Source organism: Escherichia sp. Lx600-2, from assembly GCF_036662595.1.
Taxonomy (GTDB): Bacteria; Pseudomonadota; Gammaproteobacteria; order Enterobacterales; family Enterobacteriaceae; genus Escherichia; species Escherichia coli.
This window is the reverse complement of record NZ_JAYQWM010000038.1, coordinates 1-24986: the sequence shown is the minus strand read 5'-3', so window position 1 is coordinate 24986 and position 24986 is coordinate 1. Positions and strand designations below refer to the sequence as shown.

The following is a 24986-nucleotide window of genomic DNA, read 5'->3' as shown; positions in this document are numbered from 1 at the left end:
AAATTGAGATAGCGCAAATTTTGGTAGAACAGTTAAAAAATGTTAACCCTGCAACAGACGAATCAACAAAGAACCGTTATACATCGCGTCTTTTACCAGCGCAGCCCCTGCCATCGTGCCCTGGTTAGAAAACTGAGTACTCTCAACGCTAATGTGCTGACTATACGCAGGAAGGGCCTGCTGACGGATGCTATCTGAGATGACCGGGAAGAGGATATCTGCCGCTTTACTTAACGGTGAGCCAATCAGTATTTTTTGTGGGTTAAATAAATTCACCATGATGGCAAGAATGCGCCCTACATGCGCGCCCACCCCGGTAATGATGTCTTTTGCCAGCAGATCGCCGCGCAATGCCGCCTGACACAATGAGTCCACGGTTAACGGTTGCCCATGTAACATCGAGCTCATGGATTGATTGAGACGCAGCTGTGCCAGCTCAAGAATACTGTCCACACTGGCGATGGTTTCGAGGCAGCCGTGGTTCCCGCAATAACAGCGTTTACCATATGGGTCTACCTGTGTGTGACCTATTTCCACGAGGCTACTGCTGCCTGCGTGTAGCAGATGACCATCGGTAATGACGCCCGCCCCCACGTTGTGATCGATAACCACCTGGATCACATCGCGCGCCCCGCGTGAGGCACCAAACAAGGCCTCTGCCATCGTCCATGCGCTGATATCATGCTGAATATAAACCGGAACGCCGGTATGCTGCTCCAGAGCCTCGCCGAGCGGCATCTCTTTTACATCCTCGTAGAACGGCATGCGATGTACAATGCCATTTTCCGTATCAATAATTCCCGGCAGGGTTATGGCAATCGAAGTTAGACGCTCAAGTTTTTTCTGGTGGCGGATAAAAAACTGATCGATATGGGAAATGATACGATCCAGCAATGGCGAGTCATCTTTTAACGCCAGTTCCTGCGACTCTTCCACCACCAGTTTGCTGCTCAGATCGCGCAGAGCAAGGAAAATCTCCCCGCGACTAATGCGCAGAGAAAGATAGTGCCAGGCTTCAGTTTCAACCACCAGCCCCACCGCCGGACGGCCACGGTTCCCCGCTTCTTTGATTTCCAGCTCTTGTACCAAGTGTGCTTCGAGCATCTCACGGACAATTTTAGTGATACTGGCAGGAGCCAGCTGCGCCAGACGGGAAAGATCGATACGCGAGACTGGACCAAGCTGATCAATCAGGCGATAAACCGCGCCCGCGTTGGTCTGCTTTATTTGATCAATGTGCCCAGGCTGGTTTTCAGCAACCACCGCATACTCCCTATATTTTCGCGCTCCGAAATAATCTGTAGGCTATGGTGAAGCACTTCAATACGTGTCGTCAAATTTTTACTTAGGCATGTGATTAACAGCACATTTTTCGGGCTTTTTCGCTGAAATTTCCCTCACCTGAGAGCATTCAGCAGATGAATACGAAAGTTACGCGCAGCTGGACTTTGTTCATGATGTTTCGGCCAGACCAACCACATTTCAGAAACCGCATCCTCTTCAGCAATCGGCACCCAGCGCATTTCGTTGAGCTGAACACGTTTAAATGACGCAGGCAAAATTGAAACACCCAGACCGGCGGAAACCAGACCGATGATGGTCATTGCCTCGCCCACCTCCTGAGTGATGACGGGCGTCAAATGGTAACGTCGCATCAGCCCGAGAATATCGTCATACAGCCCTGTCCCGACGTGCGGATCAAAAAAGACAAAGGGTTCTTTCGCCAGTTCAGCCAGTTTTACACTCGAATTATTTGCCAGGGGATGATCGTGCGGGATCATCGCCATAAGCGGTTCATGGACGATGACTGCGTGTTCAAGCGTCTCCGGTAACGCTGTGTTACGCAGTAATCCCATATCCAGCGTTCCTTCAATGAGCGGAGCGATTTGCTCGCGAGTGTTCATTTCGCGGGTTTGTAAATGGACATCGGGATAATCTCGGCGAAACAGCGATAACGTATCGGACACCGCCCGAATAAAAGGAGCCGACGAAGTAAAACCAATGCGCAACTCCCCCGCTTCACCCTGATGCAGTCTTTCAGCGCGAGCGGCAGCGTCATCCACCATAGACAGGATTTGCCGACTATCTGCAAGAAACTGTTTTCCTGCTGCCGTCAGCAATACACTGCGATTGGTTCGTGCCAGCAGTCGGGCACCAATTTGTTGCTCCAGCGCCTGAATCTGCTGACTTAGCGGCGGTTGCGAAATATTCAGGCGGGCAGCGGCGCGCCCGAAATGCAGCTCTTCCGCAACAGCAACAAAGTAACGCAGATGACGAAGTTCAATATTCATATTTAAAACATCTTATTTGAGATTATTAATATATTAGACAGAACAATTCGATTTTCCTACCCTATGTATAAGCCTGATCCACAGGCATATTTAGCAAGGATTTCAAGTGAGCCGTACTACAACTGTTGATGGCGCTCCGGCAAGCGACACTGACAAGCAAAGCATTTCTCAGCCAAATCAATTTATTAAACGCGGTACGCCGCAATTTATGCGCGTCACCCTGGCGCTGTTCTCTGCCGGACTGGCAACATTTGCACTTCTCTATTGTGTGCAGCCTATCCTTCCGGTGCTTTCGCAGGAGTTTGGCTTAACGCCCGCGAACAGTAGTATTTCACTGTCCATTTCCACGGCGATGTTGGCTATTGGTTTGCTGTTTACTGGCCCCCTATCCGATGCCATTGGTCGCAAACCAGTGATGGTCACGGCGCTACTGTTGGCCTCCATTTGTACGTTACTTTCGACAATGATGACCAGCTGGCACGGCATTTTGATTATGCGCGCCTTGATTGGGCTTTCGTTAAGTGGCGTGGCAGCTGTTGGCATGACTTATCTTAGCGAGGAAATCCACCCCAGTTTCGTGGCCTTTTCGATGGGGTTGTATATCAGCGGCAACTCAATTGGCGGCATGAGCGGACGCTTAATTAGTGGTGTCTTCACGGACTTTTTCAACTGGCGAATTGCTCTGGCGGCTATCGGTTGTTTCGCGCTAGCCTCGGCGTTGATGTTCTGGAAAATCCTCCCGGAATCACGCCATTTTCGCCCGACTTCGCTGCGACCTAAGTCGTTGTTTATCAACTTTCGTCTGCACTGGCGTGACCGGGGATTACCGTTATTGTTCGCAGAAGGCTTTTTGCTGATGGGGTCGTTCGTCACGCTGTTTAATTACATCGGCTATCGGTTGATGCTCTCCCCCTGGCATGTCAGTCAGGCCGTGGTTGGCTTATTATCGCTGGCTTATTTGACCGGTACATGGAGCTCACCCAAAGCCGGAACCATGACCACCCGCTATGGGCGTGGTCCAGTGATGTTGTTTTCGACGGGGGTTATGCTGTTTGGTTTACTGATGACCTTATTCAGCTCGCTGTGGCTGATCTTTGCCGGAATGTTACTCTTCTCAGCCGGATTCTTCGCAGCCCACTCAGTAGCCAGCAGCTGGATCGGCCCCCGCGCAAAACGCGCTAAAGGCCAGGCCTCCTCGCTGTATCTGTTCAGTTACTATCTGGGGTCGAGTATTGCCGGGACGCTGGGTGGTTTTTTCTGGCATAACTATGGCTGGAACGGCGTCGGCGCATTTATTGCTCTGATGCTGGTCATTGCTCTGCTGGTCGGGACGCGTTTGCATCGTCGTCTGCACGCCTGAAAAATAAGTCCGGACTGCGGTAAATACCCGTCCGGACTTATTGCCTGCTCAAACCAACGTTAATAGCCATCCTAAAATAGACGAAGCGCCAGCCAATTCCCGCAGCGCGTCTAGCGTCATCAGGATTATAAGTACCCAAATAAACGGATTCATTTTGCTGTGTGTCATTTATTACTGATGCGCAGTTATTCTACCGCTTTGTAAGTAGTAAAATAGTTAACCCGATCAAGACTACTATTATTGGTAGCTAAATTTCCCTTAAGTCACAATATGTTATTATCAATGCTGTAATTTATTCAGCGTTTGTACATATCGTTACACGCTGAAACCAACCACTCACGGAAGTCTGCCATTCCCAGGGATATAGTTATTTCAACGGCCCCGCAGTGGGGTTAAATGAAAAAACAAATTGAGGGTATGACAATGAAAAAAGTATTAGCTCTGGTTGTTGCCGCTGCTATGGGTCTGTCTTCTGCCGCCTTTGCTGCAGAGACTGCGACCACACCTGCTCCGACTGCGACGACCACCAAAGCAGCGCCGGCGAAAACTACACATCATAAAAAACAGCATAAAGCAGCACCTGCCCAGAAAGCGCAGGCGGCTAAAAAGCATCATAAAAATACGAAAGCTGAACAGAAAGCCCCTGAACAAAAAGCGCAGGCAGCGAAGAAACACGCCGGGAAACACAGCCATCAGCAACCGGCAAAACCTGCTGCACAACCCGCAGCGTAAGTTTTCAACAGTAATGCTGGCGCGCCCCCTCGCGCCTGAAAATTACGGTGCTAAGCGGGTAACGTTTAGCACCGTCTTTAGCGGAGGGTAGTATGGTGGGCCGTTATCGCTTTGAGTTCATTCTTATCATCCTTATTTTATGCGCACTGATTGCCGCTCGTTTTTATCTTTCCTGACTGTAGTTATCTGATTTTACTCCCACTTTCATCCCGTCCCGTCTATAGTATTTATGAGGGTTTGCTTTTAATAATCATAATTACCCACCAGAGTGTGATATGCGTACAACCATTGCTGTAGTGTTGGGTGCAATTAGTTTGACGTCTGCTTTTGTGTTTGCAGATAAACCAGACGTTGCCAAATCGGCAAACGATGAGGTCAGCACCCTGTTTTTTGGTCATGATGATCGTGTGCCAGTGAATGACACGACCCAATCACCGTGGGATGCGGTTGGGCAACTGGAAACGGCCAGCGGCAATTTATGTACGGCGACGCTGATTGCACCCAATCTGGCATTAACGGCAGGACACTGTTTATTGACACCTCCAAAGGGTAAAGCCGATAAAGCAGTGGCGCTGCGTTTTGTGTCAAATAAAGGTCTTTGGCGCTATGACATCCACGACATAGAAGGCCGCGTTGATCCGACACTGGGAAAGCGGTTAAAAGCAGATGGGGATGGTTGGATTGTACCTCCCGCAGCCGCGCCGTGGGACTTCGGATTGATTGTGCTACGTAATCCCCCTTCTGGCATTACGCCGTTGCCGTTATTTGAGGGAGATAAAGCCGCGCTTACCGCCGCATTAAAAGCGGCAGGTCGTAAAGTGACTCAGGCAGGATACCCTGAAGATCATCTCGATACGTTGTACAGTCATCAAAACTGTGAAGTGACTGGCTGGGCGCAAACGTCGGTGATGTCACATCAGTGCGATACCTTGCCGGGTGACAGCGGTTCGCCTCTGATGTTGCATACCGATGACGGCTGGCAATTAATTGGGGTGCAAAGTTCGGCTCCTGCCGCGAAAGATCGCTGGCGCGCCGATAACCGGGCCATTTCTGTTACCGGTTTTCGCGACAAGCTGGATCAACTGTCGCAAAAATAATGTTCAAACGCTGCCCGACAGCGCGGGCAGCGTCTTCATCAGGCAAGTTTCACCATGATCATTCCAGCCAACAGCAAGACCAGGCCAATCCAGCCTTTACGATTTAACCGTTGACCAAACAAGATCCAACCTGCGGCTAACGTGGCGGCAATACCAAACCCGCCCCACAATGCATAAGCGACAGACAAGTCGATCCCTTTAACGGCCTGAGAAAGCGCACTAAAGGCAGCCAGCACCGCCGCAAGGGAGAGCAAGCCAAATATTTTGCGACGAAAGCCGTCAGAAAATTTCAAAAAGACGTTAGCAACGATTTCCAGCACGATTGCCAATGCCAGCCAGGCGGCGTGAACCCATTCAAACTGCGCCATGGTTCACCTCCAGTTCAGGTTTACGCGCTTTACGGGTACCTGATTTTATCAACACAATCCCGGCGACCAGGGTGGTTAACCCGGCAATTTTCATCAGCGATAAACTTTCGTCGAATAACAAAACGCTAAACAAGGTAATAAATAAAATACCGATACCTTCCCACAGCGCATAAGCTACGCCTAAGGCGATTTTTTTAACGGCGAAAGAGAGAAATATATACGACAGAGAAATCATCACCAGCATTAAAATAAAGCCGCCATTTCCCTCACTGACGCTCGCCCATTTCATGGACAGCGTACCGGTAATTTCTGTAGCAATAGCCAGACCTAATAAAATCCAATAAATATACACTGTCCTTCTCCTGCAAGAGAATTATTTTAATTTTCGCTTAATTCAGCGAAACCAAAGTAAAGTGGTCAAGCCCCGCGCTTAGCGCAAGCTTTGGCAGAAGAAAGGACTAAAGCGCGTTGCGCCAGTGCTGCTCACCTACGAGCAAGATAGTGGATGAGGTACGAAGATGGGTAAATGTAGAAAATAACGTCCTGAACAAATTGTCCATAATATTACAATTATCCGCAGTGTTGCTTCTCGTCATCGCGGATGATAATTGTCCTCGGTAGTTGAACACGCCTGATTTGTATCATAGCTTAAGAATTAACTCAAAATATTTTCACTTCTTTACCTGAGCGGTTTGATTTTCGTTATGATGACGGAGCGAAAAAGACATTATTATTAGCAAAGGAAGAAAAAACGGGGACAAGCATGGCAAAGCCGATCATCACGCTCAATGGCCTAAAAATCGTCATTATGTTGGGAATGCTGGTCATTATTCTCTGCGGTATCCGTTTTGCCGCCGAGATCATCGTGCCGTTTATTCTCGCATTATTTATTGCTGTTATTCTTAACCCGCTGGTGCAACACATGGTCCGCTGGCGAGTGCCGCGTGTACTGGCGGTGTCGATTTTGATGACCATCATCGTGATGGCGATGGTGTTGCTGTTAGCTTATCTGGGTTCCGCGCTCAACGAGTTGACGCGGACGTTACCGCAATATCGCAACTCTATTATGACGCCGCTGCAAGCTCTTGAACCGTTGTTGCAACGCGTAGGGATTGACGTCTCAGTTGACCAACTGGCGCATTACATTGATCCGAACGCGGCGATGACGTTGCTCACCAACTTATTGACGCAGTTATCTAATGCCATGTCATCAATATTTTTATTGCTGCTGACGGTGCTGTTTATGCTGCTCGAAGTGCCACAATTGCCCGGAAAATTTCAGCAAATGATGGCGCGTCCGGTTGAAGGGATGGCGGCGATTCAGCGTGCGATTGACAGTGTGTCTCATTATCTGGTGCTGAAAACAGCCATCAGCATCATCACCGGCCTGGTCGCATGGGCGATGCTCGCCGCCCTCGATGTTCGCTTCGCTTTTGTCTGGGGATTGCTGGCCTTTGCGCTTAATTACATCCCTAATATTGGTTCAGTTCTCGCAGCAATTCCCCCTATCGCTCAGGTACTGGTGTTTAATGGCTTCTACGAAGCGTTGTTGGTGCTGGCGGGATATCTGCTGATTAATCTGGTCTTCGGCAATATTCTGGAGCCACGCATCATGGGGCGTGGGCTGGGACTTTCCACATTGGTGGTATTTTTGTCGTTGATTTTTTGGGGATGGTTGTTAGGACCGGTGGGTATGCTGCTTTCCGTGCCGTTAACAATTATTGTCAAAATTGCGCTTGAACAAACAGCGGGAGGTCAAAGCATCGCCGTTCTGTTAAGCGATCTCAATAAAGAGTGACGGCCTCCGCAGAGGCCGTCAGGGTTACAGAGCTTTCAGGATTGCATCCACGCTGGCTTTGGCGTCACCAAACAGCATGTGGGTGTTTTCCTTGAAGAACAGCGGGTTTTGCACACCAGCATAGCCAGTGTTCATCGAACGTTTAAAGACAATCACGTTCTGCGCTTTCCACACTTCCAGCACAGGCATACCAGCAATCGGACTCTTCGGATCATCCTGCGCCGCCGGGTTAACCGTATCGTTAGCACCAATCACCAGTACGGTATCGGTATCAGCAAAGTCATCGTTGATCTCGTCCATTTCCAGCACGATGTCATACGGTACTTTTGCTTCAGCCAGCAATACGTTCATATGTCCAGGCAAACGCCCCGCAACCGGGTGGATACCGAAACGCACGTTGATACCACGAGCGCGCAGTTTCTCGGTAATTTCAGCGACAGGATATTGCGCCTGCGCGACTGCCATGCCGTACCCCGGAGTAATGATCACTGAATGGGAGTTTTTCAGCAGTTCCGCTGTCTCTTCTGCGGTGATTTCGCGGTGCTCGCCCACTTCCTGATCATCGCCAGTAGAAGAGCCGTCGGTGCCGAAACCACCCGCAATAACGCTGATAAAGGAACGGTTCATCGCCTTACACATAATGTAAGAAAGGATAGCCCCCGAAGAACCGACCAGCGCACCGGTCACAATCAGCAGGTCGTTGCTGAGCATAAAGCCCGCAGCCGCTGCCGCCCAGCCGGAGTACGAGTTCAGCATTGACACCACCACTGGCATATCAGCACCACCGATGGAGGCGACTAAATGCCAGCCGAATACCAGCGCAATGGCGGTCATTATCAGCAATGCCAGCACTTGCAGGCCGACGCTGTCCGTGCGCACAAATACAATCAGCAGCAGGAAGGAAACGACCAGAGCCGCCAGGTTCATTTTATGACGGTTTGGCAGCATCAACGGTTTAGACGAAATCTTGCCACACAGTTTGCCGAACGCCACCACCGAACCCGTGAACGTTACCGCCCCGATGAAGATACCGAGGAACACTTCCGTCAGGTGAATATTGACCAGAATCGGTGCCATTCCCGCGTCATGATGCAGATAGCTGTTAAAGCCAACCAGCACTGCCGCCAGACCCACGAAGCTGTGCAGGATCGCCACCAGTTCTGGCATTTCGGTCATTTCAACTTTCTTCGCCAGACGGATACCAATTGCCCCACCAATGACCATCGCCAGCAAGATCCAGCCAACATTACCCGTATCCGGTCCAAAAATGGTTGCGATTAACGCAATCGCCATCCCAGCGATACCGAAGTTGTTACCCTGGCGAGACGTTTCATGTTTCGAAAGCCCGGCCAGACTGAAGATAAACAGGATCGCGGCAACAATGTATGCAGCTGTAACTAATCCTCCAGACATATGTTACCCCTTAATTTTTGCGGAACATTTTCAGCATGCGCTGAGTCACGGTGAAGCCACCGAAAATATTAATGCTGGCTATAAGCACCGCGATAAAACTAAGGAAGCTAACCCAGCCGCCCTGGCCAATCTGCAACAGTGCTCCGACAACAATAATCCCTGAAATCGCGTTGGTGACCGACATCAACGGTGTATGCAGCGCGTGCGATACATTCCACACCACGTAATAACCGACAACGCAGGCCAGCGCGAAAACGGTGAAGTGCCCAAGAAACTCTTTCGGCGCAACGCTTGCCAGCCAACCGAAAAGGATGATTGCCAGCGCCATCAACGCGTATTTACGCCACGGTGAGCAGGTACATTTTTCCTCAGTTTTCACTTCCGGTGCCGCTTTTTGTGCCGCCTGCGGCTGAGCTGATACCTGAATCGGCGGTGCCGGCCAGGTAATTTCGCCCGCACGGATCACGGTCACGCCGCGAATCACCACATCATCAAAATCAACAGTGATATTGCCGTCTTTCTCTTTGCACAACAGTTTCAGCAGATTAACGAGGTTAGTACCGTAAAGCTGTGAGGATTGCGTCGGCAGACGGCCCGGAAGATCGGTATAGCCAATCACTTTGACACCATTTTCCGTAGTGAAGATTTCACCCGGCACGGTGTATTCACAGTTGCCGCCGTTTTGGGCTGCCAGGTCGACAATCACACTGCCCGCCTTCATGGAGTCAACCATTTCACGGGTAATTAGCTTCGGCGCTGGTTTGCCTGGAATAAGCGCGGTGGTGACAATGATATCGACCTCTTTTGCCTGGGCGGCAAAGAGTTCCATTTCCGCTTTGATGAACGCGTCCGACATCACTTTGGCATAGCCATCGCCGCTACCCGCTTCCTCTTTAAAATCCAGCTCGAGGAATTCCGCGCCCATACTTTGAACTTGTTCTTTCACTTCCGGGCGGGTGTCGAATGCACGCACAATCGCGCCGAGACTGTTTGCTGCGCCAATGGCGGCCAGACCTGCAACACCCGCACCAATCACCATCACTTTTGCCGGTGGCACTTTCCCGGCCGCAGTGATTTGCCCGGTAAAGAAGCGCCCAAATTCATGTGCCGCTTCAACAATGGCGCGATAACCGGCGATGTTCGCCATCGAGCTTAATGCGTCCAGCGATTGTGCGCGTGAGATACGCGGCACAGAGTCCATCGCCATCACGGTCACGTTACGTTCCGCAAGTTTTTGCATTAATTCCGGATTCTGCGCAGGCCAGATAAAACTCACCAGCGTTGTCCCAGGATTCAGTAACGCAATTTCATCATCTAACGGCGCATTGACCTTCAGAATGATCTCTGACTGCCAGACGCTATTCCCTTCTACAATTTCAGCGCCCGCTTGCACAAACGCTTTATCGTCAAAACTTGCCAGTTGACCCGCGCCGCTCTCTACCGCGACGGTAAAACCCAGTTTCAGCAGCTGTTCCACTGTTTTTGGCGTTGCTGCAACACGGGTTTCATTGGTTAACCGTTCTCTTGGTATGCCAATTCGCATGATATTCCCTTCCATCGGTTTTATTGATGATGGTTTGCCTGTGTCAGGAGCCACACAAGCCGCTCATGTACGAGCTAAATGTTACTCCGTTAAAATAAATTAGTAACAAACGCCCTATAACGTACTGAAAATTATGCCTGTGATCTAGCGCCAAAAATCAGTATTTCGGCGTGAACTCGCAAAATATTAACGATTCAGCCGTGATAGTGGGATAAACACCTTAGAACGCCGGATAAAGACTGATAATTGTCTTCGACGGTCGGGTAAAACGAGACAACGCCCCGGCACGAATCACTACTTAACATTAAATTAACTTATACAATTCAGTTGCTTCAGTAGTATTGATGCTGATACGGCTGTTTTTTAAGCATAGACGGTCATTTGAGCAGGATTAAAATTGGTTTAAGGAATGTGATATGAAAAATGACGCAGACAGTTACACCGTTTAAATGCAATAATCAGCCACGTTTCTCGTTAATAACAATACCAGTACCTGGTTTGCGCAAGGCGAAGGATTATTTTTATGAAGCTTAAGAACACCCTCCTGGCGTCGGCACTGCTTTCTGCTACGGCATTCTCCGTTAACGCAGCAACAGAACTGACACCGGAGCAAGCGGCAGCGGTTAAACCTTTTGACCGTGTAGTGGTTACCGGTCGTTTTAATGCTATTGGCGAAGCGGTGAAAGCCGTTTCTCGTCGCGCAGATAAAGAAGGTGCCGCCTCTTTTTATGTTGTCGACACTTCTGATTTTGGTAACAGCGGTAACTGGCGTGTGGTCGCTGACCTCTATAAAGCCGATGCTGAAAAAGCAGAAGAAACAAGTAATCGCGTAATTAACGGTGTTGTCGAACTGCCGAAAGATCAGGCTGTTCTGATTGAACCGTTTGACACGGTCACCGTCCAGGGCTTCTATCGTAGCCAGCCAGAAGTCAATGATGCCATCACCAAAGCGGCAAAAGCGAAAGGTGCCTACTCTTTCTACATTGTTCGTCAAATCGATGCCAACCAGGGCGGCAACCAGCGTATTACTGCATTCATCTATAAAAAAGATGCTAAGAAACGTATCGTCCAGAGCCCGGATGTGATCCCGGCAGATTCCGAAGCAGGACGTGCAGCTCTGGCTGCCGGTGGCGAAGCCGCGAAGAAAGTTGAGATCCCGGGTGTTGCGACTACCGCATCACCAAGTTCTGAAGTCGGTCGCTTCTTTGAAACCCAGTCATCAAAAGGCGGGCGTTACACCGTCACGCTCCCGGATGGCACTAAAGTCGAAGAACTGAACAAAGCGACCGCAGCGATGATGGTCCCGTTCGACAGCATCAAATTCTCTGGCAACTACGGCAACATGACCGAAGTCTCCTATCAGGTTGCGAAACGTGCCGCGAAGAAAGGTGCTAAGTATTACCACATCACCCGCCAGTGGCAGGAACGTGGTAATAACCTGACCGTCAGCGCAGATCTGTATAAATAACTATTCAGTTACTCCTATAAGGCGGCTTGATGCCGCCTTTCGCATTTTTAGTCACAAATTTCCCCGCGACCATTGCATGCAGACACATCTCTTCGTAAAATCCCGCGCTTCAGTGGCAAACTCCATTTTTATGCGTTTTGCCCTAATATTTATTCTTCTTATCACGTTTTAATCACTGGATATCGATGGAAAAGAAACTGGGACTGAGCGCACTCACCGCGCTGGTATTAAGCTCAATGCTGGGCGCGGGTGTTTTCAGTCTGCCGCAAAATATGGCGGCAGTTGCCAGCCCGGCAGCACTGCTCATCGGCTGGGGTATTACTGGCGCTGGCATTTTATTGCTGGCCTTTGCCATGCTGATCCTCACGCGCATTCGTCCCGAACTTGACGGCGGTATCTTTACCTACGCCCGCGAAGGGTTTGGCGAGCTAATCGGCTTTTGTTCCGCATGGGGATACTGGCTGTGCGCAGTCATCGCCAACGTCTCCTATCTGGTGATCGTTTTTTCCGCGTTAAGCTTTTTTACGGACACGCCGGAATTGCGCCTGTTTGGCGATGGTAATACCTGGCAATCGATAGTCGGTGCATCGGCTTTATTGTGGATTGTTCACTTTTTGATCCTGCGCGGGGTGCAAACCGCTGCCAGCATTAACCTGGTGGCGACACTGGCAAAATTGTTGCCGCTGGGTCTGTTTGTTGTGCTGGCGATGATGATGTTCAAACTGGATACCTTCAAGCTCGACTTCACCGGACTTGCACTTGGCGTACCTGTTTGGGAACAGGTGAAAAACACCATGCTGATCACCCTGTGGGTTTTCATTGGTGTGGAAGGTGCCGTGGTTGTTTCTGCGCGTGCGCGTAATAAACGTGATGTTGGCAAAGCGACACTGCTGGCGGTTCTCTCCGCTCTGGGCGTTTACTTGCTGGTAACGCTGCTTTCGCTGGGTGTGGTGGCACGTCCTGAACTGGCTGAAATTCGTAACCCATCAATGGCCGGTCTGATGGTGGAAATGATGGGACCATGGGGCGAAATCATCATCGCTGCCGGTTTGATCGTTTCCGTTTGCGGCGCGTACTTAAGCTGGACCATCATGGCGGCAGAAGTTCCGTTCCTGGCTGCCACTCATAAAGCATTCCCACGCATTTTTGCGCGCCAGAACGCACAAGCTGCGCCATCCGCCTCACTGTGGTTGACCAACATCTGCGTGCAAATTTGTCTGGTACTCATCTGGCTGACCGGTTCCGATTACAACACGTTGCTGACCATCGCCTCAGAAATGATTCTGGTGCCCTATTTCCTGGTCGGCGCGTTCTTGCTGAAAATCGCAACCCGTCCACTGCATAAAGCGGTAGGTGTCGGTGCCTGCATTTATGGCTTATGGTTATTGTACGCCTCTGGTCCAATGCACTTGCTGTTATCCGTTGTTCTGTATGCACCGGGGCTGCTGGTTTTCCTGTATGCGCGCAAAACGCATACACATGATAATGTACTGAACCGTCAGGAAATGGTGCTGATTGGCATGCTGTTAATTGCCTCAGTTCCGGCGACCTGGATGCTGGTGGGATAACGTTCATCCCATCGTTGGATAGTAAAGGAGATAACGATGGGTAAAACCCAGCCCTTGCCAATATTAATTACTGGCGGAGGTCGTCGCATCGGCCTCGCCCTTGCATGGCATTTCATTAATCAAAAGCAACCGGTGATTGTCAGCTATCGGACACACTATCCAGCCATTGATGGACTGATTAATGCAGGTGCGCAGTGTATTCAGGCTGATTTTTCGACCAACGACGGTGTGATGGCGTTTGCCGATGAAGTACTAAAAAGCACCCATGGTCTGCGTGCTATTTTGCATAACGCCAGTGCGTGGATGGCGGAAAAACCGGGTGCGCCACTGGCCGACGTACTGGCTTGCATGATGCAGATCCACGTTAATACCCCATACCTGCTCAACCATGCGCTGGAAAGATTACTGCGTGGGCACGGACACGCCGCCAGCGATATCATTCACTTTACCGATTATGTGGTGGAGCGCGGTAGCGACAAGCATATTGCGTATGCTGCAAGCAAAGCGGCACTGGATAATATGACCCGCTCGTTTGCCCGCAAGCTGGCACCGGAAGTGAAAGTGAATTCTATTGCGCCATCGCTGATCCTGTTTAATGAACATGATGATGCCGAATATCGACAACAGGCGCTGAATAAATCACTGATGAAAACCGCGCCTGGCGAGAAAGAAGTGATCGACCTGGTCGATTACTTACTTACCAGTTGCTTTGTCACCGGACGCAGTTTCCCACTTGATGGCGGTCGTCATCTGCGTTAATGCAGCTTTATCCAGCATATAATCAACACCCATGCGCTTATCCCCCAACACGCAACAGAACCAACAAAAGCAGCGGGTAAGCGCATCATTCCGGTGAAATACCACAGTGACACCAGGTAAACAAAATAGGGAATAATCGACCACATGCTAAAAATGATGGTTGCACGCAAGGCTTCGATGCCACGTTCGCTGGCAACAATATAATGCGCGATGAGCGCAAAGGTCGGGAAAAGTGGAATCAGCCCGGCGATATAATAATTTTTCGTTTTTGCTAAAACACCAATCAACAGCACTACCAGCGCACCGAGCGCGGCTTTGATTACCAGCCCCATCTTTTTACCTTAACACTTCCATAACAAGTCATCAGTAGAATACCTGATGAAAACTTGTTTAGAAACGATTGATAGTAAGTAAAAACAGCGCGGTGTATTGTGACGTTTTTATATCTACCGTGAATGTTATGAACACTATCGTATTTGTGGAAGATGATGCGGAAGTCGGTTCACTGATTGCCGCGTACCTGGCAAAACATGATATGCAGGTTACCGTAGAGCCGCGCGGCGACCAGGCCGAAGAAACCATTTTGCGAGAAAATCCGGATTTGGTGTTACTCGACATCATGCTACCAGGCAAGGACGGCATGACCATTTGTCGTGATTTACGCGCAAAGTGGTCCGGACCGATTGTTCTTCTAACCTCTCTCGATAGCGATATGAACCACATCCTGGCACTGGAAATGGGTGCCTGCGACTATATTCTCAAAACGACGCCCCCTGCTGTTTTGTTAGCGCGTTTACGTTTGCATTTGCGTCAGAATGAGCAAGCCACACTGACCAAAGGTCTTCAGGAAACGTCTCTGACTCCCTACAAAGCCCTGCATTTCGGCACGTTGACCATCGATCCCATCAACCGCGTAGTCACCCTGGCTAACACTGAAATCTCGCTCTCGACAGCTGATTTCGAATTATTGTGGGAATTAGCTACCCATGCCGGGCAAATCATGGACCGCGATGCATTGCTGAAAAATTTACGCGGCGTCAGTTATGACGGACTGGATCGTAGCGTGGACGTGGCTATTTCGCGGTTAAGAAAAAAACTGCTCGATAACGCCGCAGAACCTTATCGCATTAAAACTGTGCGTAACAAAGGCTATCTTTTTGCGCCTCATGCATGGGAATAAGCGATGAAAAAACTGTTTATCCAGTTTTACCTGTTATTGTTTGTCTGCTTCCTTGTGATGTCTCTGCTGGTTGGGCTGGTGTACAAATTTACCGCCGAACGCGCGGGCAAACAGTCGCTGGATGATTTGATGAACAGTTCGCTGTATCTGATGCGCAGCGAATTGCGTGAGATCCCCCCACACGACTGGGGTAAGACGCTGAAAGAGATGGATTTAAATCTCTCTTTCGATCTGCGTGTCGAGCCACTGAGTAAATACCATCTTGATGATATTTCCATGCACCGACTGCGTGGCGGCGAAATTGTCGCCCTGGACGATCAGTACACGTTTTTGCAGCGTATCCCGCGCAGCCACTACGTGCTGGCAGTTGGTCCTGTTCCTTATCTTTATTATCTCCATCAGATGCGATTGCTGGATATCGCCCTGATCGCTTTTATTGCTATTTCCCTCGCCTTTCCGGTGTTTATCTGGATGCGTCCGCACTGGCAGGATATGTTAAAACTGGAAGCAGCGGCGCAACGATTTGGCGATGGGCATCTCAATGAACGTATCCACTTTGATGAGGGTTCGAGCTTTGAACGACTTGGTATCGCATTTAACCAGATGGCGGACAATATCAACGCCTTGATTGCCAGCAAAAAACAGCTTATTGACGGTATCGCTCACGAACTGCGAACACCGTTAGTGCGCCTGCGTTATCGACTGGAGATGAGCGATAACCTGAGCGCCGCCGAATCCCAGGCGTTGAATCGTGATATCAGTCAACTTGAAGCTTTAATTGAAGAGCTGCTGACTTATGCCCGACTCGATCGCCCACAAAACGAGCTTCATCTTAGCGAACCAGACCTGCCGTTGTGGCTATCAACGCATCTGGCAGATATTCAGGCAGTAACGCCCGATAAAACGGTACGGATAAAAACGCTCATGCAAGGCCATTATGCGGCGTTGGATATGCGCTTAATGGAGCGCGTGCTGGATAATTTGCTCAATAACGCCCTGCGCTACTGCCATTCAACGGTTGAAACCAGCCTGCTACTGTCGGGGAATAGAGCGACATTAATTGTTGAGGATGATGGCCCAGGGATTGCCCCAGAAAACCGCGAACATATCTTTGAACCTTTTGTTCGCCTCGATCCCAGCCGGGATCGCTCAACCGGCGGCTGCGGGCTGGGGCTGGCAATTGTCCACTCTATAGCACTGGCAATGGGCGGTACGGTTAATTGTGACACCAGCGAACTGGGTGGTGCCCGCTTCTCGTTTAGCTGGCCGTTATGGCATAACATCCCGCAATTTACCTCTGCTTGACACTACGCGCACGGTGGTCAAGTCACCACCACTGTGCTATAAAAGAAGGATGTTGTAACTAAAGTGGTTAATATTATGGCGCGTTACGATCTCGTAGACCGACTCAACACTACTTTTCGCCAGATGGAACAAGAGCTGGCTGCATTTGCCGCTCATCTTGAGCAACACAAGCTATTGGTTGCCCGCGTGTTCTCTTTGCCGGAGGTAAAAAAAGAGGATGAGCATAATCCGCTTAATCGTATTGAGGTGAAACAACATCTCGGCAACGACGCGCAGTCGCTGGCGTTGCGTCATTTCCGTCATTTATTTATTCAACAACAGTCCGAAAATCGCAGCAGCAAAGCCGCTGTCCGTCTGCCTGGCGTGTTGTGTTACCAGGTCGATAACCTTTCGCAAGCAGCGTTGGTCAGTCATATTCAGCACATCAATAAACTCAAGACCACGTTCGAGCATATCGTCACGGTTGAATCAGAACTCCCCACCGCGGCACGTTTTGAATGGGTGCATCGTCATTTGCCGGGGCTGATCACCCTTAATGCTTACCGCACGCTCACCGTTCTGCACGACCCCGCCACTTTACGTTTTGGCTGGGCTAATAAACATATCATTAAAAATTTGCATCGTGATGAAGTCCTGGCACAGCTGGAAAAAAGCCTGAAATCACCACGCAGTGTCGCACCGTGGACGCGCGAGGAGTGGCAAAGAAAACTGGAGCGAGAGTATCAGGATATCGCTGCCCTGCCACAGAACGCGAAGTTAAAAATCAAACGTCCGGTGAAGGTGCAGCCGATTGCCCGCGTCTGGTACAAAGGAGATCAAAAACAAGTCCAACACGCCTGCCCTACACCGCTGATTGCACTGATTAATCGGGATAATGGCGCGGGCGTGCCGGACGTTGGTGAGTTGTTAAATTACGATGCCGACAATGTGCAGCACCGTTATAAACCACAGGCGCAGCCGCTTCGTTTGATCATTCCACGGCTGCACCTGTATGTTGCAGATTAACGCCCGGCTTTCATACTGCCGACCATCTGTTCTGGCCGTACCCAGCGGTCAAACTCGGCTTCGCTAAGATACCCCAGCGCAAGGGCCGCCGCTTTTAAGGTCAGCCCTTCTTTATGCGCTTTTTTGGCGATCTCGGCGGCTTTGTCATAACCAATGTGGGTGTTAAGCGCAGTCACCAGCATCAGCGATTCATTGAGTAATTGATTGATTCGCTCACGATTCGGTTCAATACCCACTGCGCAGTGTTTGTTAAAACTTTCCATGCCATCTGCCAGCAAGCGCACCGATTGCAGGAAATTGTGGATCACCATTGGACGGAAGACGTTCAGTTCAAAGTTACCGGAAGCGCCCCCCATGTTGATCGCCACGTCGTTCCCCATCACCTGACAGCAGAGCATGGTTAATGCCTCACACTGTGTTGGGTTCACTTTCCCCGGCATGATTGAGCTGCCCGGCTCATTTTCCGGGATTGAGATTTCACCAATTCCGCAGCGCGGGCCAGAGGCCAGCCAGCGGACATCATTGGCGATTTTCATCAGTGACGCAGCCAACCCTTTCAACGCGCCGTGCGCCTGAACCAGGGCATCACAGGTCGCCAGCGCTTCAAATTTGTTCGGCGCGGTAACAAACGGTGCACAGGTAATGACTGCCAGTTCATCTGCTACGCGACGCGCATACTCCGGATGGGTATTTAGTCCAGTACCCACCGCTGTACCGCCAAGAGCCAGTTCCGCTACGTGAGGCAGGCTGTATTCGATATGTTTAAGATTATGCTCGAGCATCGCTACCCAGCCGGAAATCTCCTGCCCCAGTGTTAGCGGGGTGGCGTCCTGCAAGTGGGTTCGACCGATTTTTACGATATCGGCAAATGCACGCGATTTTTCACTCAGCGTCTGTGTCAGGGTTTTAAGCTGCGGAATGAGTTGCTTGCGCAGCGCCAGCAGCGCAGCAACGTGCATCGCCGTCGGAAAGACATCGTTGGAACTTTGGCTTTTGTTCACGTCGTCGTTAGGGTGAACTTTACGTTCCATCCCGCGCACGCCGCCGAGCAGTTCACTCGCCCGATTGGCCAGCACTTCGTTCATGTTCATGTTACTTTGTGTGCCAGAACCGGTCTGCCAGATTGCCAGCGGGAATTCATCATCATGCTGCCCCGCCAGCACTTCATCCGCAGCCTGACGAATGGCGCTCGCTTTCTCTTCGGACAACAAGCCTAAATCTTCATTAACTTTTGCCGCTGCGCGCTTGGTTAGCGCCAGCGCATGAATCAGTGAGGTGGGCATTTTCTCCGTCGAAATGCGGAAATGCTCCAGCGAGCGTTGAGTTTGTGCGCCCCACAGCTTATCTCCCGGGACATCAATCGCCCCCATCGAATCTTTTTCGCTGCGAACTGTATTCATGGCCTGCTCCTCACCTGATTAATTTTTTCTTTCTGCTTTGCTTTCGTTAAGCAACTTTTAGCTCACTCATTATTTACCATTTGATAACAAATGTTTGGTCTTTCGTGCCATATAAAAAAAACGCCCCGAAGGGCGGCTCTGTTTATTTCACACAGCGGGTGCATTGTGTGAGTTGTATCTGCTGGAAGAAGTCATTTCCTTTATCATCCACAAGGATAAACGCCGGGAAATCTTCCACTTCAATTTTCCAGATGGCTTCCATTCCCAGTTCCGGATATTCAACACATTCCAGGCTCTTAATACTTCCCTGCGCCAATACAGCGGCCGGACCACCGATACTGCCAAGGTAGAAGCCGCCGTGTTTTTTACAGGCATCCGTCACCTGCTGGCTGCGGTTGCCTTTCGCCAGCATGATCATACTTCCGCCCTGCGCTTGCAGTTGATCGACATAAGAATCCATCCGTCCGGCGGTCGTTGGGCCAAGAGAACCGGAGGCATAACCTTCCGGCGTTTTGGCCGGACCCGCGTAGTAAATCGGATGATCTTTAATGTACTGCGGCAGCCCTTCACCGTTATCCATCCGCTCTTTCAGTTTGGCGTGAGCAATATCACGACCGACGATAATCGTGCCGTTAAGCGATAAGCGTGTAGAAACGGGATACTGCGACAACTGTGCGAGGATCTCTTTCATCGGACGGTTAAGGTCAACGCGCACCGCTTCGCCTTCTCCCGCTTTGCGCAGCTCTTCCGGGATATATTTGCCTGGATTATGTTCCAGTTTTTCGATCCAGATCCCCTGACGGTTGATCTTCGCTTTGATATTACGGTCAGCAGAGCAGGAGACGCCCATACCGACCGGGCAGGATGCGCCGTGACGTGGCAGGCGAATCACGCGGATGTCGTGAGCGAAGTATTTACCACCAAACTGCGCACCCAGACCAAGATTTTGCGCTTCGATCAGCAATTCTTTTTCCAGTTCCACATCGCGGAACGCCTGACCGTGCTCATTCCCTTCCGTTGGCAGTTCATCATAGTATTTCGCGGAAGCCAGTTTCACCGTTTTAAGGTTCGTTTCTGCAGAAGTTCCACCAATAACGAACGCAATATGATACGGAGGACAGGCCGCCGTACCCAGCGTGCGCATCTTCTCAACCAGGTAATTTTTCAGTTTCCCCGGCGTCAGTAACGCTTTGGTTTCCTGATAGAGATACGTCTTGTTTGCCGAACCACCACCTTTGGCGATACAGAGGAATTTGTATTCGTCGCCATCAACGGCATAAAGATCGATCTGCGCTGGCAGATTGGTGCCGGTATTCACTTCTTTATACATATCCAGCGGCGCGTTTTGCGAGTAGCGCAGATTATCTTCGATATAAGTGTTATAGACACCGCGCGCCAGCGCCGCTTCATCACCACCACCGGTCCATACACGCTGCCCTTTTTTACCAACAATAATCGCGGTGCCGGTATCCTGACAGGTTGGCAGAACGCCTTTCGCCGCGATGTCGGAGTTACGCAGGAATTGCAGCGCCACATATTTATCATTTTCGCTGGCCTCCGGGTCACGCAGAATGTCGGCCACCTGTTGTTGGTGAGCCGGACGCAGCATAAACGACGCATCATGAAACGCCTGACGCGCCAACAGAGTTAACGCTTCGGGTGCGACTTTCAAAATCTCCTGCCCTTCAAATTCAGATACGCTAACGTGTTCGCTGGTTAGCAGGTAATACTCAGTATCATCTTTTTTGAGTGGAAAAGGAGCCTGATAATGAAAGGGTTTGTTTGACATTGTTCTCTCACTTACTGCCTGGTTTGGTTATGCTCTGGGCGGGTGTTCCGTTGCCCTGTTAAAAGCGAGTAACAATATCCTACACACTTTTTTAACAAAAACTGAGACTAGTACGACTTTTTGCGGCTCCAGGTTACTTCCCGTAGGATTCTTGCTTTAATAGCGGGATTAATTTCCACATTAAAACAGGGATTGATCATGCAAAAACTCATTAACTCAGTGCAAAACTATGCCTGGGGCAGCAAAACGGCGTTGACTGAACTTTATGGTATGGATAATCCGTCCAGCCAGCCGATGGCCGAGCTGTGGATGGGCGCACATCCGAAAAGCAGTTCACGAGTGCAGAATGCCGCCGGAGATATCGTTTCACTGCGTGATGTGATTGAGAGTGATAAATCGACTCTGCTCGGAGAGGCCGTTGCCAAACGCTTTGGCGAACTGCCTTTCCTGTTCAAAGTATTATGCGCAGCACAGCCACTCTCCATTCAGGTTCATCCAAACAAACACAATTCTGAAATCGGTTTTGCCAAAGAAAATGCCGCAGGTATCCCGATGGATGCCGCCGAGCGTAACTATAAAGATCCTAACCACAAGCCGGAGCTGGTTTTTGCGCTGACGCCTTTCCTTGCGATGAACGCGTTTCGTGAATTTTCCGAGATTGTCTCCCTACTCCAGCCAGTCGCAGGTGCACATCCGGCAATTGCTCACTTTTTACAACAGCCACATGCCGAACGTTTAAGCGAACTGTTCGCCAGCCTGTTGAATATGCAGGGTGAAGAAAAATCCCGCGCGCTGGCGATTTTAAAATCGGCGCTCGACAGTCAGCAGGGTGAACCGTGGCAAACGATTCGTTTAATTTCTGAATTTTACCCGGATGACAGCGGCCTGTTCTCTCCGCTGTTGCTGAATGTGGTGAAATTGAATCCTGGCGAAGCGATGTTCCTGTTCGCTGAAACACCGCACGCTTACCTGCAAGGCGTGGCGCTGGAAGTGATGGCAAACTCCGATAACGTGCTGCGTGCGGGTCTGACGCCTAAATACATTGATATTCCGGAACTGGTTGCCAATGTGAAGTTCGAAGCCAAACCGGCTAACCAGTTGTTGACCCAGCCGGTGAAACAAGGTGCAGAACTGGACTTCCCGATTCCTGTTGATGATTTTGCCTTCTCGCTGCATGACCTTAGTGATAAAGAAACCACCATTAGCCAGCAGAGTGCCGCCATTTTGTTCTGTGTCGAAGGCGATGCAACGCTGTGTAAAGGTTCTCAGCAGTTACAGCTTAAACCGGGTGAATCAGCGTTTATTGCCGCCAACGAATCACCGGTGACTGTTAAAGGCCACGGCCGTTTAGCGCGTGTTTACAACAAGCTGTAAGAGCTTACTGAAAAAATTAACATCTCTTGCTAAGCTTATTAAAGGCTTATAACACCTTCAGGCGGCCAGTCCGCCTGATTTCATTTTATGGATAATCATTATGAATAAATCGCTGGTAGCGGTAGGCGTCATTGTTGCGCTAGGCGTAGTCTGGACAGGCGGCGCATGGTATACAGGCAAGAAGATTGAAACCCATCTCGAAGACATGGTCGCGCAGGCGAACGCGCAACTCAAACTGACCGCTCCTGAATCCAACCTGGAAGTGAGTTATCAAAACTATCATCGCGGCGTATTCAGCAGTCAGCTGCAACTGTTGGTGAAACCCATTGCCGGGAAAGAAAATCCGTGGATTAAAAGCGGTCAGAGCGTCATCTTCAACGAATCGGTTGATCATGGTCCCTTCCCCCTTGCCCAGCTTAAAAAACTGAACCTGATCCCATCGATGGCATCAATTCAAACCACGCTGGTCAATAACGAAGTAAGCAAACCACTGTTTGATATGGCAAAAGGTGAAACGCCTTTTGAGATTAACTCCCGCATTGGTTACAGCGGTGATTCCAGTTCCGATATTTCGCTCAATCCGCTGAATTACGAGCAAAAGGATGAAAAAGTCGCCTTTAGCGGCGGCGAGTTCCAGTTAAATGCGGACAGAGACGGCAAAGCTATCTCCCTTTCCGGGGAGGCGCAAAGTGGTCGGATAGACGCAGTTAACGAATACAACCAGAAAGTGCAGTTGACCTTTAATAATCTGAAAACTGACGGTTCCAGCACGCTGGCAAGTTTTGGTGAGCGCGTAGGAAACCAAAAACTGTCACTGGAAAAAATGACCATTTCAGTGGAAGGCAAAGAACTGGCACTGCTGGAAGGCATGGAGATCAGCGGTAAATCGGATCTGGTCAATGACGGTAAAACGATCAATAGCCAACTGGATTACTCGCTAAACAGCCTGAAGGTACAGAATCAGGATCTGGGCAGCGGCAAGCTGACTTTAAAAGTCGGCCAAATTGATGGCGAAGCCTGGCATCAGTTTAGCCAGCAATATAACGCGCAAACTCAGGCGCTGCTGGCACAGCCAGAAATTGCCAACAATCCCGAACTTTATCAGGAGAAAGTGACGGAAGCCTTCTTTAGCGCCCTGCCGCTGATGTTGAAAGGCGATCCGGTGATTACTATCGCGCCACTAAGCTGGAAAAACAGTCAGGGTGAAAGTGCACTGAATCTGTCGCTGTTCCTGAAAGATCCGGCAACGACTAAAGAAGCGCCGCAAACGCTGGCGCAGGAAGTAGATCGTTCGGTTAAATCTCTGGATGCGAAACTGACCATTCCGGTGGATATGGCAACTGAGTTGATGACTCAGGTAGCGAAGCTGGAAGGTTATCAGGAAGATCAAGCGAAAAAACTGGCGAAACAGCAAGTTGAAGGTGCATCAGCAATGGGGCAGATGTTCCGTCTGACCACCTTGCAGGACAATACCATCACCACCAGCCTGCAATATGCTAACGGTCAGATAACGTTAAATGGGCAGAAAATGCCACTGGAAGATTTCGTTGGTATGTTTGCAATGCCGGCATTAAACGTTCCGGTCGTACCCGCTATTCCGCAGCAGTAATTCACAGCCAAAACGCCGGAGGTTTTTCTCTCCGGCGTTATTTCTTACTTCAGCATAAAGTCATACTGAATACTCATTTTCACATCCCAGTAATTCAGGCGATCGCCCAGCACACTGCCATCGCGCTTTTCCCCCCCTTTATCGGCAGCAAGAAAGAAATTCATCCCTTGTAACGGCCCTTCGCTGACCCGATAGTTCATACCACCTAAGATACCCGCGCCTTCAATCCGCACATCTCGTTTACTGGATTCATAGCCGCGAGTCACAATCGGTGCAAATGTCAGTGTAAATTGCGGCGTTAAACGATAGTTGACGCCCAATTGCCAGGACTGCATTCCTTCACGGTTACGATCAAGACTTAATGAAAAGGGATAGCCAATGTCGGTATCCACCACGGCACCATTCATTGCATGGCGCAAATAACCACCACTGCCAAATACGCTTCCCCACGGCGCATTCCAGGTCAATTGTCCACTAACCAACGCCGTTTCATTGGGCTGACTGGTATTACGACTTAAACCTTCGAGCTGCGCGTAAAAGCCGAGCAACTCCCCTTTCAACGTATAATTCGGGTCGAGCGGTATGCTTTTCTCGAGAATACTTTGTATCTGATTGGAAACATCTTTCTGTACCGATGCCCCCAGAGAATAGCGACTGGTATCATCATGCCAACTGGCGGCTAAAAAAGAACGTGCGCGATGTTTATCGTATTTTCCCGTCTGGCTGTTATAAACCCCTTCATCACGAATACCGGTTGTTGAATCGGTCCATAAAAATACTCGTGAACGCCACATTCCCCACAGATCAATATTTGGCGTTAACGCCCAATAACCTAATGCTCCTTCAGAAACTGGGTAATGACTCCAACTTATTGATAGTGTTTTATGTTCAGATAATGCCCGATGACTTTGTCATGCAGCTCCACCG

General features: G+C 50.1%; 25 protein-coding genes and 1 pseudogene. 13 read left to right on the top strand and 13 right to left on the bottom strand.

Annotated features, from left to right (window positions below; all coding sequences use genetic code 11):
- Positions 1 to 42: 42 nt before the first annotated feature.
- Both mlc and OQV04_RS14730 read right to left on the bottom strand, forming a co-directional pair.
- Positions 43 to 1263, bottom strand: a complete 1221-nt coding sequence (mlc, locus tag OQV04_RS14735; protein WP_000225276.1) for a sugar metabolism global transcriptional regulator Mlc — start codon at positions 1261 to 1263, stop codon at positions 43 to 45.
- A gap of 134 nt (positions 1264 to 1397) precedes the next feature.
- Complete coding sequence (locus OQV04_RS14730; RefSeq protein ID WP_032282068.1) at positions 1398 to 2291, bottom strand: LysR family transcriptional regulator; 894 nt, start codon at positions 2289 to 2291, stop codon at positions 1398 to 1400.
- A 106-nt stretch (positions 2292 to 2397) separates the two neighbouring features.
- Between OQV04_RS14730 and OQV04_RS14725 the strand changes: the two genes are divergently transcribed.
- A complete protein-coding gene (locus OQV04_RS14725; RefSeq protein ID WP_032282069.1) occupies positions 2398 to 3651 on the top strand; it encodes an MFS transporter in 1254 nt (417 codons plus the stop codon).
- A 48-nt stretch (positions 3652 to 3699) separates the two neighbouring features.
- Here OQV04_RS14725 and OQV04_RS25095 read toward each other — a convergent pair whose 3' ends face one another.
- Positions 3700 to 3804 carry a KPN_01571 family protein gene (locus tag OQV04_RS25095; RefSeq protein WP_001351109.1) on the bottom strand — a complete coding sequence of 35 codons (105 nt, stop codon included), beginning with the start codon at positions 3802 to 3804 and terminating at the stop codon, positions 3700 to 3702.
- A gap of 270 nt (positions 3805 to 4074) precedes the next feature.
- On the opposite strand from OQV04_RS25095, the gene asr reads away from it, so the two are divergent.
- From asr to OQV04_RS14710, 3 genes are all read left to right on the top strand, one after another.
- Complete coding sequence (asr, locus tag OQV04_RS14720) at positions 4075 to 4383, top strand: acid resistance repetitive basic protein Asr (RefSeq protein WP_001342195.1); 309 nt, start codon at positions 4075 to 4077, stop codon at positions 4381 to 4383.
- Positions 4384 to 4475: 92 nt separating this feature from the next.
- Entirely contained in the window at positions 4476 to 4559 is an 84-nt protein-coding gene (locus OQV04_RS14715; RefSeq protein ID WP_000233090.1) for a hypothetical protein, read from the top strand.
- 99 nt (positions 4560 to 4658) lie between these two features.
- The gene (locus OQV04_RS14710) at positions 4659 to 5480 is read left to right on the top strand and encodes a trypsin-like serine peptidase (RefSeq protein ID WP_001260835.1); all 822 of its coding nucleotides are present in this window, start codon (positions 4659 to 4661) and stop codon (positions 5478 to 5480) included.
- A gap of 38 nt (positions 5481 to 5518) precedes the next feature.
- Here the strand turns inward: OQV04_RS14710 and mdtI are convergent, their stop codons facing one another.
- The 3 genes from mdtI to OQV04_RS25090 form a co-directional block, all read right to left on the bottom strand.
- Entirely contained in the window at positions 5519 to 5848 is a 330-nt protein-coding gene (gene mdtI, locus OQV04_RS14705; RefSeq protein ID WP_000046661.1) for a multidrug/spermidine efflux SMR transporter subunit MdtI, read from the bottom strand.
- Entirely contained in the window at positions 5835 to 6200 is a 366-nt protein-coding gene (gene mdtJ, locus OQV04_RS14700; protein ID WP_000276149.1) for a multidrug/spermidine efflux SMR transporter subunit MdtJ, read from the bottom strand. The genes mdtI and mdtJ overlap by 14 nt, the downstream gene beginning before the upstream one ends.
- 106 nt (positions 6201 to 6306) lie before the next feature.
- Positions 6307 to 6477 carry a protein YdgV gene (locus OQV04_RS25090; protein WP_001303517.1) on the bottom strand — a complete coding sequence of 57 codons (171 nt, stop codon included), beginning with the start codon at positions 6475 to 6477 and terminating at the stop codon, positions 6307 to 6309.
- A gap of 134 nt (positions 6478 to 6611) precedes the next feature.
- Between OQV04_RS25090 and tqsA the strand changes: the two genes are divergently transcribed.
- Complete coding sequence (gene tqsA / locus OQV04_RS14695; RefSeq protein ID WP_001118241.1) at positions 6612 to 7646, top strand: AI-2 transporter TqsA; 1035 nt, start codon at positions 6612 to 6614, stop codon at positions 7644 to 7646.
- Positions 7647 to 7670: 24 nt separating this feature from the next.
- Here the strand turns inward: tqsA and pntB are convergent, their stop codons facing one another.
- Complete coding sequence (pntB, locus tag OQV04_RS14690) at positions 7671 to 9059, bottom strand: Re/Si-specific NAD(P)(+) transhydrogenase subunit beta (RefSeq protein WP_000014036.1); 1389 nt, start codon at positions 9057 to 9059, stop codon at positions 7671 to 7673.
- A 10-nt stretch (positions 9060 to 9069) separates the two neighbouring features.
- Positions 9070 to 10602, bottom strand: a complete 1533-nt coding sequence (pntA, locus tag OQV04_RS14685) for a Re/Si-specific NAD(P)(+) transhydrogenase subunit alpha (protein WP_032280921.1) — start codon at positions 10600 to 10602, stop codon at positions 9070 to 9072.
- Positions 10603 to 11125: 523 nt separating this feature from the next.
- On the opposite strand from pntA, the gene ydgH reads away from it, so the two are divergent.
- The 3 genes from ydgH to folM all read left to right on the top strand — a co-directional run bounded on the left by ydgH (position 11126) and on the right by folM (position 14397).
- Complete coding sequence (gene ydgH / locus OQV04_RS14680) at positions 11126 to 12070, top strand: DUF1471 family protein YdgH (protein ID WP_000769322.1); 945 nt, start codon at positions 11126 to 11128, stop codon at positions 12068 to 12070.
- A gap of 185 nt (positions 12071 to 12255) precedes the next feature.
- Positions 12256 to 13638, top strand: a complete 1383-nt coding sequence (locus OQV04_RS14675; protein WP_000412379.1) for an amino acid permease — start codon at positions 12256 to 12258, stop codon at positions 13636 to 13638.
- 36 nt (positions 13639 to 13674) lie between these two features.
- Positions 13675 to 14397, top strand: coding sequence for a dihydromonapterin reductase (gene folM / locus OQV04_RS14670; RefSeq protein WP_000520804.1), 723 nt, complete (start codon positions 13675 to 13677; stop codon positions 14395 to 14397).
- Here the strand turns inward: folM and OQV04_RS14665 are convergent.
- Entirely contained in the window at positions 14394 to 14729 is a 336-nt protein-coding gene (locus tag OQV04_RS14665) for a GlpM family protein (protein WP_000524868.1), read from the bottom strand. The two genes, folM and OQV04_RS14665, sit on opposite strands and share 4 nt — an antisense overlap.
- 128 nt (positions 14730 to 14857) lie before the next feature.
- On the opposite strand from OQV04_RS14665, the gene rstA reads away from it, so the two are divergent.
- The 3 genes from rstA to tus all read left to right on the top strand — a co-directional run bounded on the left by rstA (position 14858) and on the right by tus (position 17887).
- Positions 14858 to 15577 carry a two-component system response regulator RstA gene (gene rstA / locus OQV04_RS14660; RefSeq protein ID WP_001092508.1) on the top strand — a complete coding sequence of 240 codons (720 nt, stop codon included), beginning with the start codon at positions 14858 to 14860 and terminating at the stop codon, positions 15575 to 15577.
- Between the two features lie 3 nt (positions 15578 to 15580).
- The gene (rstB, locus tag OQV04_RS14655; protein ID WP_000732491.1) at positions 15581 to 16882 is read left to right on the top strand and encodes a two-component system sensor histidine kinase RstB; all 1302 of its coding nucleotides are present in this window, start codon (positions 15581 to 15583) and stop codon (positions 16880 to 16882) included.
- A gap of 75 nt (positions 16883 to 16957) precedes the next feature.
- Positions 16958 to 17887 (top strand): DNA replication terminus site-binding protein, encoded by a 930-nt coding sequence (tus, locus tag OQV04_RS14650; RefSeq protein ID WP_001295399.1) that lies wholly within the window; start codon positions 16958 to 16960, stop codon positions 17885 to 17887.
- On the opposite strand, the gene fumC is transcribed toward tus, so the two are convergent.
- Positions 17884 to 19287, bottom strand: coding sequence for a class II fumarate hydratase (fumC, locus tag OQV04_RS14645; RefSeq protein WP_032280924.1), 1404 nt, complete (start codon positions 19285 to 19287; stop codon positions 17884 to 17886). The genes tus and fumC overlap by 4 nt on opposite strands.
- 142 nt (positions 19288 to 19429) lie before the next feature.
- On the bottom strand, positions 19430 to 21076 hold the full coding sequence (gene fumB / locus OQV04_RS14640; protein ID WP_000066639.1) for a class I fumarate hydratase: 1647 nt from the start codon (positions 21074 to 21076) through the stop codon (positions 19430 to 19432).
- Positions 21077 to 21274: 198 nt separating this feature from the next.
- On the opposite strand from fumB, the gene manA reads away from it, so the two are divergent.
- Together manA and OQV04_RS14630 are read left to right on the top strand one after the other, a co-directional pair.
- Positions 21275 to 22450 (top strand): mannose-6-phosphate isomerase, encoded by a 1176-nt coding sequence (gene manA, locus OQV04_RS14635; RefSeq protein ID WP_032280926.1) that lies wholly within the window; start codon positions 21275 to 21277, stop codon positions 22448 to 22450.
- 100 nt (positions 22451 to 22550) lie between these two features.
- Positions 22551 to 24059, top strand: a complete 1509-nt coding sequence (locus OQV04_RS14630) for a YdgA family protein (RefSeq protein ID WP_001043362.1) — start codon at positions 22551 to 22553, stop codon at positions 24057 to 24059.
- Positions 24060 to 24103: 44 nt separating this feature from the next.
- Here OQV04_RS14630 and uidC read toward each other — a convergent pair.
- Together uidC and OQV04_RS25085 are read right to left on the bottom strand one after the other, a co-directional pair.
- Positions 24104 to 24910 (bottom strand): annotated as a pseudogene (gene uidC, locus OQV04_RS14625) (glucuronide uptake porin UidC); the annotation flags it as partial.
- A 17-nt stretch (positions 24911 to 24927) separates the two neighbouring features.
- Positions 24928 to 24984: an IS1 family transposase gene (locus tag OQV04_RS25085; RefSeq protein WP_003032489.1), complete on the bottom strand. Its 57-nt coding sequence runs from the start codon at positions 24982 to 24984 to the stop codon at positions 24928 to 24930.
- Between the last annotated feature and the right edge of the window lie 2 nt (positions 24985 to 24986).

Coding starts and splice junctions, on each gene's coding strand:
- OQV04_RS14710 (WP_001260835.1), top strand. CDS start 4,659: ATGCGTACAACCATTGCTGTAGTGTTGGGTGCAATTAGTTTGACGTCT.
- tqsA (WP_001118241.1), top strand. CDS start 6,612: ATGGCAAAGCCGATCATCACGCTCAATGGCCTAAAAATCGTCATTATG.
- OQV04_RS14675 (WP_000412379.1), top strand. CDS start 12,256: ATGGAAAAGAAACTGGGACTGAGCGCACTCACCGCGCTGGTATTAAGC.
- fumB (WP_000066639.1), bottom strand. CDS start 21,076: ATGTCAAACAAACCCTTTCATTATCAGGCTCCTTTTCCACTCAAAAAA.
- folM (WP_000520804.1), top strand. CDS start 13,675: ATGGGTAAAACCCAGCCCTTGCCAATATTAATTACTGGCGGAGGTCGT.
- pntB (WP_000014036.1), bottom strand. CDS start 9,059: ATGTCTGGAGGATTAGTTACAGCTGCATACATTGTTGCCGCGATCCTG.
- rstB (WP_000732491.1), top strand. CDS start 15,581: ATGAAAAAACTGTTTATCCAGTTTTACCTGTTATTGTTTGTCTGCTTC.
- rstA (WP_001092508.1), top strand. CDS start 14,858: ATGAACACTATCGTATTTGTGGAAGATGATGCGGAAGTCGGTTCACTG.
- OQV04_RS25095 (WP_001351109.1), bottom strand. CDS start 3,804: ATGAATCCGTTTATTTGGGTACTTATAATCCTGATGACGCTAGACGCG.
- OQV04_RS14715 (WP_000233090.1), top strand. CDS start 4,476: ATGGTGGGCCGTTATCGCTTTGAGTTCATTCTTATCATCCTTATTTTA.
- fumC (WP_032280924.1), bottom strand. CDS start 19,287: ATGAATACAGTTCGCAGCGAAAAAGATTCGATGGGGGCGATTGATGTC.
- pntA (WP_032280921.1), bottom strand. CDS start 10,602: ATGCGAATTGGCATACCAAGAGAACGGTTAACCAATGAAACCCGTGTT.
- ydgH (WP_000769322.1), top strand. CDS start 11,126: ATGAAGCTTAAGAACACCCTCCTGGCGTCGGCACTGCTTTCTGCTACG.
- manA (WP_032280926.1), top strand. CDS start 21,275: ATGCAAAAACTCATTAACTCAGTGCAAAACTATGCCTGGGGCAGCAAA.
- tus (WP_001295399.1), top strand. CDS start 16,958: ATGGCGCGTTACGATCTCGTAGACCGACTCAACACTACTTTTCGCCAG.
- OQV04_RS14665 (WP_000524868.1), bottom strand. CDS start 14,729: ATGGGGCTGGTAATCAAAGCCGCGCTCGGTGCGCTGGTAGTGCTGTTG.
- OQV04_RS14730 (WP_032282068.1), bottom strand. CDS start 2,291: ATGAATATTGAACTTCGTCATCTGCGTTACTTTGTTGCTGTTGCGGAA.
- asr (WP_001342195.1), top strand. CDS start 4,075: ATGAAAAAAGTATTAGCTCTGGTTGTTGCCGCTGCTATGGGTCTGTCT.
- mdtI (WP_000046661.1), bottom strand. CDS start 5,848: ATGGCGCAGTTTGAATGGGTTCACGCCGCCTGGCTGGCATTGGCAATC.
- OQV04_RS14630 (WP_001043362.1), top strand. CDS start 22,551: ATGAATAAATCGCTGGTAGCGGTAGGCGTCATTGTTGCGCTAGGCGTA.